Raw genomic sequence first — 16,400 nt, 5'->3', positions numbered from 1 at the left:
TCAACTCAGGGGAGTTTCACTTCGCGGTTTAATTCACCGTGTGCGAGTTCAACGCGCGCGTCTTCCTGCGCAGCGTGACGCGGATGTTTGCTATGGCGCTGGGAAATCAGGTTCAAAAAACAGGGGAGAAAAAAATGATCAAGTCGTATCTGGCTATGCTGACGCTCGGGCTGGCTGCCATTGGTGGGCAGGCATTGGCCGCATCGCCGTCGATAGAGGATTTCGTGCGTCATCCGGCATACAGCGCCGTGAAGATATCGCCAACCGGTGAATACCTTGCCATGACGGTGGACCGAGGCGAACAGGACGTGCTTACGATCCTGCGCACTGGGGATCTTTCGCTTGTCCACGTCAACCAGCTGCCGAACGACAAGAGTGTTGGCAGTTTCTACTGGACCAGTCCCGAACGCTTGATGTTCAACGCGGTCCGCAAGGTTGGTAGCTACGCGCGGCCTTTCGGTACCGGCGAATGGTATGGCGTCGACGCAGACGGCAGTCGACCCAGGCCGCTGGTATTTTATGGCGCTCGCGACGTGACCCAGCGCGGGAAGCAGATCGGAAATAAACGTTTCAGTCTGCTTGATACCTTGAAAGCGAATGACGACGAAGTGTTGATGGAGGCCAATTACCAGCGTTCCGCGAACGGAGCGGGAACCGAGGTAGTGCTGTTTGATACCTTGTCGGGTCGCCACAAGACCATCGCTCGCGCGCCCCGGGAGAACTGCGGTATCGCACTGGATGCACAGGACCAGCCGCGATTTGCCGTTTGCTATGACCAGGAAAACGCGGCGGGGGAGTTCGATACCGAGACCGAGCTTTACAGATTGTCCGATGCGGGTGACTGGTCGCTGATCAATAGCTCCAAGGATTCGGGCAAGATGCTCACCATTGCGGGCACGGCCGAAGACGGCCGTGTCTATGCCTTCCAGCGGGAGGGAGGCGGAACGCAGGCGTTCGGAACCCTTGATACCGCTACTGGCGTATTTCATGACCTTTTTCACGATCCCGTATCGGACCCGGCGAAGTTTATCAGCGCTGCTGACGGCGACACCGTGATCGGGGTTGTTACTGAAGCCGGTGCGCCCAAGGTCGAATTGATCGACGAGGCGCACCCTGATGCAGCAGTTTATGCGTCCCTTGTGGCGGCATTTCCTGGTCAGTTTGTGGATTTTTCCAGCGCTACACAGGATGGCAAGCAGATCGTGGTTTCCGTTTCCAGCGACCGTAATCCGGGTGAGCTCTATCTTTTTGACCGCGACACAGGCAAGGCGCGTTTCCTCATGCAGGGTCGCCGCTGGCTTGACCCCGAGCAGATGGCCAGCGTCAAGCCGTTCTCGTTGACTACCCGGGACGGGCTGGAGATCTACGGGTACCTGACCATTCCAAACGGATCGGATGGCAAAAACCTGCCGATGATCGTGAATCCGCATGGCGGGCCGATGGGTCCTCGCGACAACTGGGGGTTCAACTCGGAGGCACAGTTGCTGGCGAGTCGGGGCTACATGGTCATGCAGATCAACTATCGCGGCTCCGGTGGGTTTGGCAAGGGGTTCGAGGATATGGCCTATGGCGAATGGGCCGGTGGCATCATGAATGACATCATTGACGCTACCCACTGGGTTGTTGAGCAGGGGTACGCCGATGAGGATCGCATCTGCATCTATGGCGGCAGCTTTGGAGGCTATGCGTCGTTGATGGCGCCGGTACGGGCCCCCGGATTGTTCAGTTGTGCCTTCGGCTACGTAGGTATGTACGACGCGCAGATCCAGATGACCAAGAGTGATACGAGTGAGCGTGAAGAAGGGCGCAAATACATGTCGCGTGCCTTTGGTGCGACCCGCGCGGAACAAGATGCCATGTCGCCGGTCAACCATGCCGAGGCGATCGATCTGCCGGTATATCTGGCCGCCGGTGCCCGTGATCCCCGTTGCCCGCCCGAGCACACCGAAGCGATGTATAAGGCATTGGTAAAAGCCGGCAATACCCCTGAGGGAATGATCATTCAATCAGGTGAGATGCACGGTTTCTACAAGGAAGAAAGCAATCTGAAACTATATACTGAGATGCTTGATTTCTTCGATCGACATATTGGAGCAGCCGGGGACGGAGTGGTCTCGACGGCCAACTAAGAAACCTGGCGATAAGCCCGAACAAAAAAAGCAAGCGTGAGCCTAATGCCAGTCAGCTAAGCTGACTGGCATTTTTCGTGGAGTACTTCTGGGGTCGGCGTTTGACTTCACGCGGGGAAGGTCGTCGTCGTCGTGGTGGCAAGAGATAGACGCGCGCTTGATGCCGGAATCGGGCCAACCGCTTGGGAAAGGCGCCGGAGGCTTCCAGCGGAACGTATCGCAGCTCGGCCTGAATCCCTGGAAGCTGATCCGGGTCGGCGGCACGCCAGCTCCTCTGTCGCCTGCTGTATTTCCCCGCTCGGTGGTATCGGACGTCGACCAGTGATCGAACGCGTCGGGAGACAGGTCACCCACCGCATCAAGGTGGGCTTGCAGGGCAGTCGTCAAGGCAAGAGGCTCATGGAAAACCATGAGCCTCTTGGGTCATTCCCGCTGCGTCAATGCCTTAACTTACTGGCATTAGGCGTGAGCCGGGCTTTTCTTTGTTGCGTCGAACGAAATCAGTTGAACCGGTAATCCAACTGGAAGAACACCTCGCGGCCAATTGGCTGGTAGGCACGCCAGAAGAACGGATAGCTGTTGTAGGTATCGTCTTCCGGGTGCAACTCGTCAAGCACGTTATTAACGAAGACGCCAGCAGTCAGGTTGTCCGTCAGCTTCTTCTGCACGTTCGCATTCCAGATGACATGCGAACCGATACGACCGGTCTCCGCCCAGTTCGGCAGTGATCCCCAGCGGTAGCCATACACAGAGGCATTCCAGTCATCCCGTTCCCAGCCAACCTGCCAATTCACCCGACTGCGGAAGTTGAAGAACTGGCGATGGTCACGTGTATTTCGCACATCGTCACCCGGGAACTCCTGGTCTTCCAGCTTCAGGACGTGGGTCCAACCAAGCTGCAGGTTCCAATCGCCGTGACGGTCGGTGTCAATCTGGTAACGCCATTTGGCGTCGATACCCGAGGTCTTGACGCGTGCCTGGTTGAACGGCACCGAACGGAACTGGTCGATTTCGTTGTCATTGACCGCATCGGTTCCGAGACGGTCGATCAGGCTCAGGTAGTAATTACAGCCCGTCGAGCCGCCATCCACGGGGGACCCGTCACGCGTCTCTCCGAGACGGCAATCCGCTTCGTTGCGCAGCAGGTAACCGGTGTCGATGTCCGAGACACCGCCTTCGAGGGTTATGTCGTACCAGTCGACGCTGATCGACATGTCGTCCACCACGTCCCACACGATGCCGATGGTGGTGGAGTCGCCCTCCTCCTCTTGCAATTCCGTACTACCGGAGCGTAGACCAAAGACCGAATAGGAATAGTCGTTGTCACCGGCGCAGGAGTTGTCCGCACTTGCGGGCGCGGTGGGATCCAACCCGTCCCGGCGGCAACGGTATTCATCAAGGACGGTCTGGTAGAAGCCCGACTCATCTGCGTAGACGTAATGCATGTCCGGCGCGCGGAAGCTGACGGCATGACTGCCGCGGACAAGGAAGCTCTCGAACGGACGCCATTCCAGGCCAGCTGACCACGTAGCCGCATCGTCGACGGCGGTCATGTCGTCGTACTTGTCGTAGCGACCTGCGAGGCTGGCTTTCAACGTACTGAAGATCGGCACGCTGAACTCCAGGCCCACCGCGTAGCGATCGCGCTCACCACCACCGCCGGTGCCGGTCAGGTTGTAGATGGGCTCATCACCGGCATAGTCCGGAGCGATACGCGCATCCGGCGTAACCCGGTATTCCTGCGAAGCGCCCTCGATGACTGCCGCCATTCCGAGTGGGCCGGCGGGGAGTTCAAACAGGTCTCCTGTAAGCACGAATGAGGCTTGGGTGACCTTGGACTCAGCGGCGGTCCTGACCCGGGTGTTCAGGGAATTGAAAGTCGCCGCGTCCATGGGGTTGAAATAACGATCCTGGTTCAGGTTGTAGATCGGGTATGCACCCAGGATCGGGTCCACCCCTGGCAACTGCTCGCCAAGGAAGTAGTCCCTCACGTTGTTTTCCAGGAAGCGCGGTCGGTCGATGTCGACCTCGTAGCGCGCATGGGACACTGTGGCATCCCAGTCGAACCGGCCGTCGAATATTGTTCCCCGCAGACCGGCAGCCAGGTCGATCGACCGCTCTTCGAACATGGTCGACTGGCTGCCAACTCCACCTACTTCATCGGGGGTGAATATGCGCTGGGTATTTACCAGCGTATCGAGGCTGGGATCGTAGAAGTAACCGCTTTGCCAGAATTGGGTGGAGCCGGCAACGATCGCGTCTGCGGAGTTGTAGCTGAGTTGGCCCCATGCCTGGAGGTCGTTGCCGAAGTCATAGGTGCCATACAGGTAGGCCGAGTAATTTCGGTCGGAGTTGCGGATTGCCTGCGTTGCCGGATATCCGTAGTAGTAGCAACGGTCCGGTGAATCGCTATTCAGTGCGAACGTCTCGAATTCGCTGAAACGGCCACAGGTCTCCTCGATGCCGGCCGGGAAGAGGTGTTCTCCGGTAAATCCGTCGACCAACTGCACGCCGGCGACTGCGGTGGCTTCGGACGGATCGACCGACGGGTCATCCCGGTACGAATCCATGAAGTCGCGCTGTGATGCGAAGATCGCTTCGCGCTCCAGGTACTCGAACGCATAGGTCAGACTCCAGGCATCCCCCAGCTTGCCACCCACCCACTGCACGCGGCCCGTATCACCACCACCCCGGGTGGTCGTGCCGCCGCGCACGGTTACGAGGTCTCCCTCGTAATTGGTCTTCATGATGATGTTGACCACGCCCGCTACCGCGTCGGAGCCATAAATCGCTGATGCGCCGCCGGAAAGGATTTCGATCCGTTCGATCGCCGCGGCGGGGATCGCATTGAGGTTCACTGCGTTGGATTGGCCGTTGTACGGCATCGGGTAGTCCGCTGCACGGCGACCGTTGATCAACACCAGTTGGTAGCCGGGCCCCAGGCCACGCAAGTTGAGGAAGCTGGCGTTGGGTGTGAAGCCGCTCTGGTTCAGTTCATTCTGGACGGAGCCGGTGAACTGGGTGAGCGTGCTCAATGCGTCGTAGACGGTGCTGAAGCCCTGGGTCTCCAGATCTTCGGCCGTGATAACCGTGACCGGTGCCGGGCCTTCGATGTCCACCCGTTTAATGCGCGAGCCGGTTACGACGACCGAGTTCAGTTGCACCGGGTCCTGCTCCGACACCGTGGTTTCCGCTGCTTGTTCGTTTTGATCCGTGTCGACGTCCTGGGCGGAAACCGCACCGGTGATCGGCATCAGCAGCGCAGCAAACAGCGCGGCGCTCAACCGGCTGCGTTGCAGCCTCGAGTTCTTGAATCGCATTCAACTTTCCCCTAAGTGGCTGTAATCAGTTGGTTTTATGCCGACTTCTCGTCACTGACCGGTCCCCCAAAGCACCGATGTCCGACCTTAACATGAGGTTAATAGCTCTGTCATGTAGCTGGTATATGGCCGGTGGGCGAGTGTCTACGCCGACTTGATCCATGTCAGCGCCCCTTTCGCGATGACTGTCACAATAGCGGGCCACCTGACTGGAGACCGCCGTGATTGACCAACTGCAGCGCTGCATCGCCGCGCTTCCGCTGCCAGGAACGATCGTGACACTTGAGAACACCGGCGTGCGGGTACGGGTCGCGCAGACCGACAGCAGCGTTGCGGTGGCGATCGACCTCGGGGTTCCGATCGCCTGGCTGCGCGATGAGCTGGAGGCGGCGGTCAAAGCGCTGCTGGCCGAGCAAGGCTTGTCCTTGACCCGGTTGGAGCTGACCCAGCGCATCAGCAGCCACGCCGTGCAGCCGAAGTTGTCGCCGTTGCAGAAGGTTCGCAACGTGATCGCGGTGGGTTCGGGCAAGGGCGGCGTGGGCAAGTCGACCACAGCGGTAAACCTGGCGCTGGCATTGGCGGCCGATGGCGCGAAGGTCGGGGTGCTGGATGCCGATGTCTACGGCCCCAGCGTGCCGATGATGCTGGGCATCAGTGGCCGCCCGGACAGCCCGGACGGCAAGTCGATCGAGCCAATGCGGGCCCATGGTGTAGAGGCGATGTCGATCGGCTTCCTGGTTGAGCAGGACACCCCGATGATCTGGCGCGGGCCGATGGCGACGTCGGCGTTGTCCCAGTTGCTCAACGAAACACGCTGGAGCGACCTGGATTACCTGATCGTCGACTTGCCGCCAGGTACGGGCGATATCCAGTTGACCCTGGCGCAGAAGATCCCGGTGGCTGGCGCGGTCATCGTTACTACTCCGCAGGATGTGGCGACGCTGGATGCCAAGAAGGCACTGAAGATGTTCGAGAAGGTCGAGGTGCCGGTGCTGGGCCTGATCGAGAACATGGCCGTGCACGTGTGCAGCAATTGCGGTCATGCGGAACACGTGTTCGGTGAGGGCGGCGGTCAACGCATGGCCAGCCAGTACGACGTGCCGCTGTTGGGCAGCCTGCCGCTGGAGCGCTTGATACGCGAGCAGGGCGATGCCGGCGTGCCCGTCGTGCTCGCCCAGCCGGACTCGGCGGCAGCGAAGGCCTATCGCGATGCGGCTCGCCAGATCGCGGTGCGACTGGCCATGCGGCCGCGGGTTACTCCGTCGATCTCGGCGTCGCTGTTGTAGGCCTTACAATCATCGGCTTTCGCCCGACGGGTTGCTCCGCGGGCTTGGCCCGACCGCACGGGGAAGTACTGCATGAGCATCAAATCCGACCGCTGGATCCGGCAGATGGCCGAGCAGCAGGCAATGATCGAGCCATACGAATCCGGCCAGGTGAAGCAGGTCAACGGCGAGCGCATCGTCAGCTACGGCACGTCGAGTTACGGCTACGACGTGCGCTGCTCGCGCCAGTTCAAGGTCTTCACCAACATCAATTCCACCATCGTCGACCCGAAGAACTTCGACCCACGCAGTTTCGTGGACATCGAAGCGGACGAATGCATCATCCCGCCCAACTCGTTCGCGCTGGCCAGCACGGTCGAGTATTTCCGCATCCCGCGTGACACCCTGGTGGTGTGCCTGGGCAAGAGCACCTATGCGCGTTGCGGGATCATCGTCAACGTGACCCCGCTGGAGCCGGAGTGGGAAGGCCACGTGACCCTGGAATTTTCCAACACCACCCCGTTGCCGGCTCGCATTTATGCCAACGAGGGCGTCGCGCAGATGCTGTTTTTCCAGGCCGACCCCGACGACGTCTGCGAGACCTCGTACAAGGACCGTGGCGGCAAGTACCAGGGCCAGCGCGGAGTCACCCTACCGCGCACCTGAGGGCTCGGCCGCGGTCAGTCCGGCAGGACGGCCTGCAATTGCCGGATTCGGGCAACCAGCTTTTCTGGCGAGTAGGGCTTTGCGCTGACCGTTCCCCAGACCGGCCGTGGCCACGCGATGTCGCTTTCAAAGCGTGCGACCACATGCACGTGCAATTGCGAGACCTGGTTGCCGAGGGCGGCGACGTTGAGCTTGTGGGGCCGGAAGGCCTGCTGCAGCGCCCGGCTGGCGAGGTCGATTTCGCGGGTCAGTTGGGCTTGCTGGTCGGCGTCCAGGTCGATCCACTCCACCATGTGTTCGATCCGTGGCACCAGGATCAGCCAGGGGTGGTTGGCATCGTCCATCAGGCGCAACTCGCTCAGCTCCAGCATCGCGACGGGATGGGTGTCATCGGCCAGCCGTGGGTCGAGCTGCCAGCCGTGGTCTTGTCGGTGGCTCATCGCAGGTTCTCCGCGAAAAATTCCGTGGTGCGTTGCCAGGCCAGGGTTGCGCTGGCAGGCTCGTGGTCATCGCGCATCTCGCAGTTGAAGCCGTGTCCGGCCGGGTAGACGTGGACCGTTGCGCCGGGATGCTTGTCACGGTGCAACTGCACGTCAGCGGCGGAGATGTTGCGGTCGCGCTGGCCGAAGTGGAACTGCATGGGCGCGCGTAGCGGCTCATCGAGGAACGGCACGTTGCGGGCCCCGTAGTAGCTGACCGCAGGCAGCCCGAGGCGGGTATTGGCGAGCAGGGCGACGGTGCCACCCCAGCAAAATCCCACCGCGCCGGTACGCAAACCCTCGCTCTGCAATTGGTTGGCGGCGGCGGCGACCATGTCGACTGCCGTCTCCATACCCACGGCATTGACCAGCTTTCGGCCACGGGCGATGCCCGCCGCGTCGTAATCCAGTTCCACCGATTTCTCGACCGGATCGAACAGCGCGGGGGCCACGGCGATGAACCCGGCCTGCGCTATTTGCTCGGCAACATGACGGATATGGCGGTTGACACCAAAGATCTCCTGAATCACCACCACCGCGCCGCGTGACGGTCCGGCAGGCTCGCAGCGCCAGGCACGTACGGGACCGTGGGTGGTTTCCAGATCAATCCAGCGGTTCATGTCGGCTCCGTTCAGCTTGGCTGGGTGGTCTTCCGGGTTGATTCTAACGCCAAGGTTATAATTCGCATCGGAAAACCCTCCCTACCTGGTCGCAACATGCCCCTGCAAGACACGCTGTCCAAAACCCCGAAAGTCGGCTTCATCAGCCTTGGTTGCCCCAAGGCGCTGGTCGATTCCGAGCGCATCCTCACCCAGTTGCGGGTGGAGGGTTACGATCTGGTGCCCAGTTATGACGATGCCGACGTGGTGGTGGTCAACACCTGCGGCTTCATCGATTCGGCCGTGGCCGAGTCGCTGGACGCGATTGGCGAGGCGATGGCCGAGAACGGCAAGGTGATCGTGACCGGCTGCCTGGGCAAGCGCGCCGAGGTGATCCGCGAGGCGCACCCGGGCGTGTTGTCGATCAGCGGCCCGCAGGATTACGACAGCGTGCTGACCGCGGTGCATGCCGTCGTGCCGCCACGTCACGACCCGTTCATCAGCCTGGTGCCGGACACCGGCATCAAGCTGACGCCGAAGCATTACGCCTACCTGAAGATTTCCGAGGGCTGCAACCACCGTTGCAGCTTCTGCATCATTCCCTCGATGCGCGGCAACCTGGTGTCGCGGCCGATCGACCAGGTGCTGCGCGAGGCCGAGAAGCTCGCGATGGGCGGGGTCAAGGAACTGCTGGTGATCTCGCAGGACACCTCGGCCTATGGCGTGGACGTGCGCTATGCCGAGCACGAGTGGCGCGGCAAGCGCTACCAGACCCGGATGAAAGCGCTGTGCGAAGGGCTGGGTGAGCTGGGGCTGTGGACGCGACTGCACTACGTGTACCCGTATCCGCACGTGGACGAGATCATTCCGCTGATGGCAGAGGGCAAGATCCTGCCGTACCTGGATATCCCGTTCCAGCACGCCAGTCCGCGGGTGCTGAAGCTGATGAAGCGTCCGGGAGCAATCGACAAGACCCTGGCGCGCATCCAGAACTGGCGCGAGGTTTGCCCCGAACTGACCATCCGCTCGACCTTCATCGTTGGCTTCCCCGGCGAGACCGAGGCGGAGTTCGAGGAGTTGCTGGACTTCCTCGACGAGGCGCAGCTTGATCGCGTTGGTGCGTTTGCCTATTCGCCGGTCACCGGGGCCAAGGCGAACGAACTGCCGGACCCGGTCGACGAGGACGTGAAGCAGGAGCGACTGGCGCGTTTCATGCAGCGCCAGGCCGGGATCTCCGCGCAGAAGCTGGAAGCCAAGGTCGGCAGCGTGCAGCGGTGCATCGTTGATGCGGTCGATGGCGAACTGGCCATTGCCCGCTCGATGGCCGATGCGCCGGAAATCGACGGCGTGGTGCAGATCCAGAACGGCTACTTCGCCGGCCTGAAGCCGGGTGATTTTGCCGATGTGGAGATCATGGGCAGCGACGAGCATGACCTGTTTGGCGAGGTTTCCTTCGGGGATTGAGCTACCGGTGGCCTGACACCGGCGCACACCGCGTATCTGCTTATGTAGGGTCGACAATGCACGCACCGGGCCATGGCCTGGCGCGTGCCGACCGCATGCCGTGGAGGCAGCATGAAGTGGTTGCTGGTGCCCTGTGTGGCCTGCTGTGCCGGTCTGCTGTGGCCGGCGCTGGCGTACGGCGCGGCGGCCATCGGCGATGAGGACCTTCGGGTTTATCTGGGCGCGTTGGAGCTGGGGGCGCGGCTGGACGTGGACCTCACTGGCGATGGGCGGGCGGAGCTGGTCTATGTCGCCACCGACAGCAACGAGCGGGTGCTGGGCGTCATCGATGGTCGCGGGGATCCCGCACGCCTGGGTGCGCACTTGCTGGGTGAGGCCCCGCTGGCGGCCACGCCACAATCCCCGGTGTCGCTCAGTGTCGATAACGGGCAGCTGCTGGTGGAGCAGTTCGCCGGTGAGGGCACCGTCAGCGTGAGCAGCTACCGCTATCGTTATGACGCTGCGGTGCAAAAGCTGCGGCTGATCGAGTTGGCCGTCGAGCAGTACGACGATGCAGCCAGGCAGGGAACCCTGCGTATCAGCTGGGACCTGGACGCCGGCGAGCAGGTGGTGGTGCACAGCGAGCCGGCGACGCTCGACAACGGCCAACAGGTCTATGTCTACGGCCCCGAATTGCGCTCTATCCGTCTGGCTGCGCCGATATATCTGTCCGGTACGCCGGACCCGCTGGCGTTGTTCGAGTTTGAGGGCCGGCGGGAAATGCTCGTGTCGAGCGACCGTAAGCATTGATGCGTGAAACACGCACGATGGTGCACGACGGGTAGCCTCCAGGCCGTGGGCGGGGAGCCGCTGCGGTCAGTCCGGGTACTGCACCCGTACGATCACCAGATGCTGCGGCCCCGCCGGTAGTTGCACCTGGATCTCGTCGTCCGGGCACTTCTTCAGCATTGCCCGGGCGAGCGGTGAATCGATGCTGATCCATCCCCGCTTCGCATCGGTTTCGTCGGGACCGACGACGCGGTAACGGAAGCTCTCGCCGCTGTCGGCGTCTTCGACATCGACCGTGGCGCCAAAGTACACCGCGTCCGGGTTGGATGGCGTGGATTCCACCACCCGCAGTGCCGGCAGTCGCTTGCTGAGGTAGCGGACGCGCCGGTCGATCTCGCCGAGCTGCTTCTTGCGGTAGGTGTACTCCGCATTCTCCGAGCGATCACCCTCGGCAGCGGCGGCCGCGAGCGCCCTGACCACCTCCGGGCGCTGGAATCGCCACAGCTGCTCCAGCTCGGCCTTGAGCCGATCATGGCCCTGGCGGGTGATCAGGGCAGTACTGCTTGCTGCGGGAGGACGCCAACGGCCCATCAGGACTCCATGCGGTCGGTGAAGAAGGTTGCAGGGCGGACGACCATCCCGGCGCGGTGGCTTGCGCTTTGACGGTTGAATCGCGGAATCTTGCGTCCTGCCCGGCCATTGTCGTCTTTCATGCTGATCCTGCCACTCCATCGCCCGCTCACCCGCGCCACGTTCCCGTTCGTGACGGTGGTGTTGATCGCGATCAATGTGCTGGTGTTCCTTGGTTGGCAAGTCGGCGACAACGCCACGATGCTGCGCGCGCAGCAACATTATCTGGATGCGGATCTCGGACGTTACGAAGTCCCGGCCTACGAGCGCCATTTACTCGCGACCAGCCAGGCGGATGCGCTGGCGGAATTCGAGCGGGTGTCGACATTGGCGCGACCGGCCTACGTGGCCAGGATCACGCTGCCCGACGTCGCATTTGTCGCCATGCTGCAGTCGGGCGAGGGGTTCGACCAGGTTGCCGACTTCCAGGCGTGGCAGCCGCTGCGGGTGGAGTACGACGCGTTGCTGGGCGAGGTATTCACCCTGCGCCACCTGCTGCGCAGTTCCGAGGTCGACCCGTGGCGGATGTTGAGTTCGGCGTTCCTGCACGGCGGGCTGATGCATCTGGTTGGAAACATGCTGTTCCTGCTTGCACTGGGATTGTTGGTCGAAGGTGCGATTGGCTCGGGTCGTTTCCTGGGTGTGTACCTGCTTGGCGCGCTCGCCTCCAGTGCAGTGTCGCTGTTGTGGCGCTGGGGCGAAGCCAGTGGCGGCCTGGGTGCATCGGGCGCGGTGGCGGCATTGATGGGCGCGTTCTGCGTGGTCTGGGGCCGCCAGCCGGTGCGCTTCTTCTACTGGTTCGGGGTGGTATTCGACTACGTGCGCGCGCCGGCAATCTGGTTGCTGCCGCTGTGGCTGGGCTGGGAGGTCTACAACCTGCTGGTCAATGAAGATCTCGGGGTCGGGTTCGACGCCCACGCGGGCGGGATCATCAGCGGCGCATTGATGGGGGTGGTGCTGGTGGGCCTGGGTCAGGTGCGCAACGGGTTCATCGGCAAGGATGATGCGGCCGCACTACCTGATGATCGCTGGGAGCGCGCGCAAGCCGATCTTGGCCGTATGCGATTGCTGCAGGCCGAAACGCTGCTGCTGGAGTTGACGCGGGAACAACCCGAACGGTTCGAGGTGCGGCTGGCGCTTTATCGAGTCGCGTGCAATGGCAAGCAAGCCGGGGCGGTGGCGCAACGCGCGACCGGGCTGCTCCAGCTCCCTGTTGTCGATGCCGATGAAGTCGCGGCGCAGCGCACCGTGCTGCTGGAATTGGACAGTGCCGGGATTGTCCTGGAGCAGGGTTTGCGCATGACGCTCGTGCGGCGCTGGCTGGAGGCCGGTGAACTCGACGCCGCCGAGGCGGGGCTGGCGCCCGTCGGCGTGGCCGAGGAGGCACCGGAGCACGCGCGGTTGTGGTTCCAGCTGGCACTGGCCCGGCGCGATGAGCATCAGGCCGAGGCCTATGTCCGGGCGTTGCAGGTGCTGGTGAAGCGTTACCCGCAACAGCCGCAGGCAACCAAGGCGCAGTTCCTGCTGGCCGGCTTGGCGGCGGGCAGTGGAGATGGGGCGTTCACGACATGACTGCGGAGCTGCCTTGACTGTTTGCAGGCACCTGCAAGGCGGTCAGCGCGGCCTCGATCCTGGTCAGCAACTCGTCGTCCCCGCTGTCCTGGCAGCGCTCGCGCGCCTGCTGCAGCAATGCGCGTGCCTCTTCGTCGCGGTCCATCCTGTCAACCATCAGCAGCGCCGAGTCCAGACCCCAGCGCGGTGCAGCCTGGTGCCGTGGATGGGCACGTAGCAGCGACTGCAGACAATCGAGCGCAAGCTGATTCTGGCCGGCGAGGCGGGCACGCTCAATCAGGTGCTCGGCATGTTCGACCTGCGTCGGCACGAAATCGGGATTGGCGTCGAGCGACTCGCGCAACAAGCCCAGTGCGCGCCGATCCTGTTTCTCCAGCAACAGCACATTGAGGTACTCGCGCGCATGCTCCGATACTGCGGCAGCATCGCCGTTGCCGAGCAGCAGGCGACGGTACAGATCGTGGGTTTCAATACTGACCGCACGGCTGCGAATCTCGCCACGCAGCAGTTCCAGCGCGGTGTCGAGTTGGCCGTCCTGCACGTAGCCTTCGGCCTCGGCCAGAAGGTCGGCGTCAGGGGTGTGGCGACCCGGCAGCGCCTGTGGGCCAACTGGCTGGTAGCCCAGTACTTCGTGGTACTGGTAGACCAGATAACCCATCAGGTGGAAGGCGGCGAACAGACCCCAGAACGCGACCGCAGTCGTCGCCAGGTCGACCAGCACCGGCGGCATTACTTTGGCGAGCCAGACGGTCGCGGTGAATTTGCTGGCCTGGATCACGAACAGCAAGCCGACCACCGCCAGGTATGGCCAGCCGATCCGCTGGACCAGGCGCAAGGGAGTCGCCGGGTTGAGTGCATGAGGCAGGCTGCCGTCGATGGCCAATGACATCACGCAACCGGGTTGCAGGAACGCGATGAAGGCGATCGTTGCCAGGCCGATGCCCGGGCCGCCAACCTCCATCGCGATCACGATTACCAGCAGGAAGACGAGGTGCATGAGCAGCAGTCGCAGGACGACGCCGTTGTCGACCCCGAGCATCCCCTCGGGCGCTTCCATGCGTCCGTCGGCAGTGGCCTGCAGGATCTCGAACGCGTACTTGTAGGCTCCAACCCAGACCAGGATCAGGACCACCCAGCCGATCACTGGGATCAATCCGAGCAAGCTGGCAAAGGTCAATGCCAGCAGGCTGTATAACGCGGCTCCGCGCACCGGGTACGAGCTGATTTCGCGCAGGCGATGCCAGAAGGGTACCGCGGGCGCGGGAGGGACGGGAGCAGGTTGCACGGGTTTTACTCCTTGGCAGGCGCTGGCATCAGCTGGTGTGGAAACACGCAGTCGCCGTCAGTTTGCGGCCTGGCGGTCGAGGCTGTAATCCAGTCCGCTTTCCGCCAGGTTGCCCGACGCATCAAGCAAGGTGATCTCCTGCTGCGAGGTGATCGCAAACAGCCGGTCCGGCTCGGACTTGCTGTTGGGATCCAGGCGGATCTGCTCGGCCAGGACCGTCCAGGTGCCATCCGTACTGACCGGTGCGCCGTCCTCGTCCTGGTAGGTCTCGCTCAACTCGTAGCTGCCGTCGGCGTTGAGCACCAGAGTGGTTTCGATGCCCGGGCAGCTGGCGCACGGCAGGGTGGCACTGAACGTGCCGGCAAAACCGCGCATGTCGAAGTTGGCGTTGTCGGAGGGCTGGTTGTCGGAGGGCATGTTGTCGCCGGTGGAAACGACATCGACTGCGGCCGGCGTGGTTTCGGTGACGGCGGGCGTGTCCGCGGCCGGCTCGGCCGACGGGGGTTTGCAGGCGGCGACAGTGAGCACGGTCAGGCAGGCGAGGGCAAGCAGCGACTTGGTCATGTAGTGACTCCTTTCGGTGGGAACTTGATGCGGGTGAACGTACTTGCGCGTAAGTGAATCAAACGCCGACGTCAGCGGCGGCCGCCGAAGATGCCGCCGAGCAGGCCACGCAGGATCTTGCGGCCGATCTGGTTGCCGACCGTGCGCGCGGTCTGCTTGGCCATGGTCTCGACCATGCCCTGGCGACGCTTGGTGCCGAACACGGCGTTGCGGATGGCCGTGCCGAAACCGCCTTCATCATCCTCGACCGCCTTGGCCGGCGGCGCCTCGGCTTGCTCGGTCGCCGCTTCCGCCTTGCCGGCCAGTATTTCCATCGCCGATTCGCGATCGACGCGCTGGTCGTACTTCGCGCCGACCGGGCTGCTGGCACGGACCTGGGTGCGTTCCAGTTCGCTGATCGCCCCCATGCGGCAGCGGGGGGGCGCGATCAACGTGCGTTCCACCGGCATCGGGATGCCCTTGTCCTGCAGCGTCGATACCAGTGCCTCGCCGGTGCCCAACTGGCCAATCGCCTCGGCGACGTCCAGCGCCGGGTTGCTGACGAAGGTCTGCGCCGCGGTCCGCACCGCCTTCTGGTCGCGCGGGGTGAAGGCGCGCAGGGCATGCTGCACCCGGTTGCCGAGCTGGCCGAGGATGTCGTCGGGCACGTCGTCGGGGAACTGCGAGCAGAAGTACACGCCCACGCCCTTGGAACGGATGATCCGTACCACTTGCTCGACCCGCTGCTGCAGCGCCTTGGGCGCATCCTCGAACAACAGGTGTGCCTCGTCGAACACGAACACCAGCTTGGGCTTGTCCAGGTCGCCGACTTCGGGCAACTGCTCGAACAGCTCCGACAACAGCCACAGCAGGAAGCTGGAGTACAGCCGGGGTTTCAGGATCAGGGTCTCGGCACACAGGATGTTGATCACCCCGCGACCGTCGGTGGTGGTGCGCATCAGGTCGCTCAGCTCCAGCGCCGGTTCGCCGAAGAACATCTCACCGCCGTCGGACTCCAGTCGCAGCAGCGCGCGCATGATCGCGCCAATCGACGCGGTGTTGACCAGCCCGTACTCGGTCGAGATGGCCTTGCGCTGCTCGGACACCAGGTTGAGCAGCGCACGCAGGTCGGGCAGGTCGAGCAGCAACAGCCCGCGGTCGTCGGCCAGCTTGAAGGTGATGTCGAGCACGCCCGACTGGGTGTCGTTCAGTTCGAGCATGCGCGACAACAGGGTCGGGCCGATCTCGCTCACGGTTGCCCGGACCGGATGGCCGGACTTGCCGAACAGGTCCCAGAGCACCGTCGGGTTGCCTTCGTTGACGTAACCGTCGATACCGATCTGGTCGAGCCGGGCCTGCAGCTTGTCGCTGGTCGTGCCGGGCATGGAAAGTCCGGCCACGTCACCCTTGACGTCGGCCATGAACACCGGCACCCCGATCCTCGAAAACCCCTCCGCCAGCGTCATCAGCGTCACGGTCTTGCCGGTGCCGGTCGCGCCGGCGACCAGGCCATGGCGGTTGGCGAGCCGTGGCTGCAGGAATACCTGGCCACGGTTTTCTGGCAATGAATCGGGCGTGGTGACGGCTTTGCCGACCAGGATCGGCGCGGGGATGGGTGGCATATCGACTTCCTTGGTGGATTGCGGTTGATTCTATGGCTTGCGGCGGGTCACCGGAATT

Annotated in this window: 14 protein-coding genes; 6 read left to right on the top strand and 8 right to left on the bottom strand. The window is 62.9% G+C overall.

Going from position 1 to position 16,400, the window contains the following annotated elements; translation table 11 throughout:
• The first annotated feature begins 38 nt into the window (after window positions 1-38).
• Entirely contained in the window at window positions 39-2,129 is a 2,091-nt protein-coding gene (locus ACW7G1_RS10420) for an alpha/beta hydrolase family protein (protein ID WP_456979646.1), read from the top strand.
• Between the two features lie 500 nt (window positions 2,130-2,629).
• On the opposite strand, the gene ACW7G1_RS10415 is transcribed toward ACW7G1_RS10420, so the two are convergent.
• Window positions 2,630-5,449 (bottom strand): TonB-dependent receptor plug domain-containing protein, encoded by a 2,820-nt coding sequence (locus ACW7G1_RS10415; RefSeq protein ID WP_456979645.1) that lies wholly within the window; start codon window positions 5,447-5,449, stop codon window positions 2,630-2,632.
• Window positions 5,450-5,721: 272 nt separating this feature from the next.
• Here ACW7G1_RS10415 and apbC point away from each other — a divergent pair, with 272 nt between their 5' ends.
• Entirely contained in the window at window positions 5,722-6,735 is a 1,014-nt protein-coding gene (gene apbC, locus ACW7G1_RS10410) for an iron-sulfur cluster carrier protein ApbC (RefSeq protein ID WP_456979900.1), read from the top strand.
• A gap of 72 nt (window positions 6,736-6,807) precedes the next feature.
• On the top strand, window positions 6,808-7,380 hold the full coding sequence (gene dcd, locus ACW7G1_RS10405) for a dCTP deaminase (RefSeq protein ID WP_456979644.1): 573 nt from the start codon (window positions 6,808-6,810) through the stop codon (window positions 7,378-7,380).
• Between the two features lie 14 nt (window positions 7,381-7,394).
• Here the strand turns inward: dcd and ACW7G1_RS10400 are convergent, their stop codons facing one another.
• Both ACW7G1_RS10400 and ACW7G1_RS10395 read right to left on the bottom strand, forming a co-directional pair.
• Window positions 7,395-7,820, bottom strand: a complete 426-nt coding sequence (locus ACW7G1_RS10400; protein ID WP_456979643.1) for an HIT family protein — start codon at window positions 7,818-7,820, stop codon at window positions 7,395-7,397.
• Window positions 7,817-8,479: a dienelactone hydrolase family protein gene (locus tag ACW7G1_RS10395; RefSeq protein WP_456979642.1), complete on the bottom strand. Its 663-nt coding sequence runs from the start codon at window positions 8,477-8,479 to the stop codon at window positions 7,817-7,819. The genes ACW7G1_RS10400 and ACW7G1_RS10395 overlap by 4 nt, the downstream gene beginning before the upstream one ends.
• Before the next feature lie 96 nt (window positions 8,480-8,575).
• Here ACW7G1_RS10395 and rimO point away from each other — a divergent pair, with 96 nt between their 5' ends.
• A complete protein-coding gene (rimO, locus tag ACW7G1_RS10390) occupies window positions 8,576-9,922 on the top strand; it encodes a 30S ribosomal protein S12 methylthiotransferase RimO (RefSeq protein WP_456979641.1) in 1,347 nt (448 codons plus the stop codon).
• 111 nt (window positions 9,923-10,033) lie between these two features.
• Window positions 10,034-10,711 (top strand): hypothetical protein, encoded by a 678-nt coding sequence (locus ACW7G1_RS10385; RefSeq protein WP_456979640.1) that lies wholly within the window; start codon window positions 10,034-10,036, stop codon window positions 10,709-10,711.
• 66 nt (window positions 10,712-10,777) lie between these two features.
• On the opposite strand, the gene greB is transcribed toward ACW7G1_RS10385, so the two are convergent.
• A complete protein-coding gene (gene greB / locus ACW7G1_RS10380; protein ID WP_456979639.1) occupies window positions 10,778-11,281 on the bottom strand; it encodes a transcription elongation factor GreB in 504 nt (167 codons plus the stop codon).
• Window positions 11,281-11,403, bottom strand: coding sequence for a hypothetical protein (locus tag ACW7G1_RS10375; RefSeq protein WP_456979638.1), 123 nt, complete (start codon window positions 11,401-11,403; stop codon window positions 11,281-11,283). The genes greB and ACW7G1_RS10375 overlap by 1 nt, the downstream gene beginning before the upstream one ends.
• Here ACW7G1_RS10375 and ACW7G1_RS10370 point away from each other — a divergent pair.
• Window positions 11,402-12,892: a rhomboid family intramembrane serine protease gene (locus ACW7G1_RS10370; protein ID WP_456979637.1), complete on the top strand. Its 1,491-nt coding sequence runs from the start codon at window positions 11,402-11,404 to the stop codon at window positions 12,890-12,892. The genes ACW7G1_RS10375 and ACW7G1_RS10370 overlap by 2 nt on opposite strands.
• Here ACW7G1_RS10370 and ACW7G1_RS10365 read toward each other — a convergent pair.
• From ACW7G1_RS10365 to ACW7G1_RS10355, 3 genes are all read right to left on the bottom strand, one after another.
• The gene (locus ACW7G1_RS10365) at window positions 12,882-14,177 is read right to left on the bottom strand and encodes a tetratricopeptide repeat protein (protein WP_456979636.1); all 1,296 of its coding nucleotides are present in this window, start codon (window positions 14,175-14,177) and stop codon (window positions 12,882-12,884) included. The genes ACW7G1_RS10370 and ACW7G1_RS10365 overlap by 11 nt on opposite strands.
• Before the next feature lie 57 nt (window positions 14,178-14,234).
• Window positions 14,235-14,741 (bottom strand): copper resistance protein NlpE, encoded by a 507-nt coding sequence (locus ACW7G1_RS10360; RefSeq protein WP_456979635.1) that lies wholly within the window; start codon window positions 14,739-14,741, stop codon window positions 14,235-14,237.
• Between the two features lie 71 nt (window positions 14,742-14,812).
• The gene (locus tag ACW7G1_RS10355; RefSeq protein ID WP_456979634.1) at window positions 14,813-16,342 is read right to left on the bottom strand and encodes a helicase HerA-like domain-containing protein; all 1,530 of its coding nucleotides are present in this window, start codon (window positions 16,340-16,342) and stop codon (window positions 14,813-14,815) included.
• Window positions 16,343-16,400 lie beyond the last annotated feature (58 nt).

The sequence above is a fragment of the Lysobacter sp. A378 genome, assembly GCF_054052125.1.
This window is presented reverse-complemented; position numbering and strand designations above follow the sequence as displayed.

Bases quoted from the DNA above. Each gene is read 5' to 3' on its own strand.
- ACW7G1_RS10395 (WP_456979642.1), bottom strand. From the start codon at position 8,479: ATGAACCGCTGGATTGATCTGGAAACCACCCACGGTCCCGTACGTGCC.
- ACW7G1_RS10385 (WP_456979640.1), top strand. From the start codon at position 10,034: ATGAAGTGGTTGCTGGTGCCCTGTGTGGCCTGCTGTGCCGGTCTGCTG.
- ACW7G1_RS10360 (WP_456979635.1), bottom strand. From the start codon at position 14,741: ATGACCAAGTCGCTGCTTGCCCTCGCCTGCCTGACCGTGCTCACTGTC.
- ACW7G1_RS10370 (WP_456979637.1), top strand. From the start codon at position 11,402: ATGCTGATCCTGCCACTCCATCGCCCGCTCACCCGCGCCACGTTCCCG.
- ACW7G1_RS10400 (WP_456979643.1), bottom strand. From the start codon at position 7,820: ATGAGCCACCGACAAGACCACGGCTGGCAGCTCGACCCACGGCTGGCC.
- ACW7G1_RS10415 (WP_456979645.1), bottom strand. From the start codon at position 5,449: ATGCGATTCAAGAACTCGAGGCTGCAACGCAGCCGGTTGAGCGCCGCG.
- dcd (WP_456979644.1), top strand. From the start codon at position 6,808: ATGAGCATCAAATCCGACCGCTGGATCCGGCAGATGGCCGAGCAGCAG.
- greB (WP_456979639.1), bottom strand. From the start codon at position 11,281: ATGGGCCGTTGGCGTCCTCCCGCAGCAAGCAGTACTGCCCTGATCACC.
- rimO (WP_456979641.1), top strand. From the start codon at position 8,576: ATGCCCCTGCAAGACACGCTGTCCAAAACCCCGAAAGTCGGCTTCATC.
- ACW7G1_RS10375 (WP_456979638.1), bottom strand. From the start codon at position 11,403: ATGAAAGACGACAATGGCCGGGCAGGACGCAAGATTCCGCGATTCAAC.
- ACW7G1_RS10355 (WP_456979634.1), bottom strand. From the start codon at position 16,342: ATGCCACCCATCCCCGCGCCGATCCTGGTCGGCAAAGCCGTCACCACG.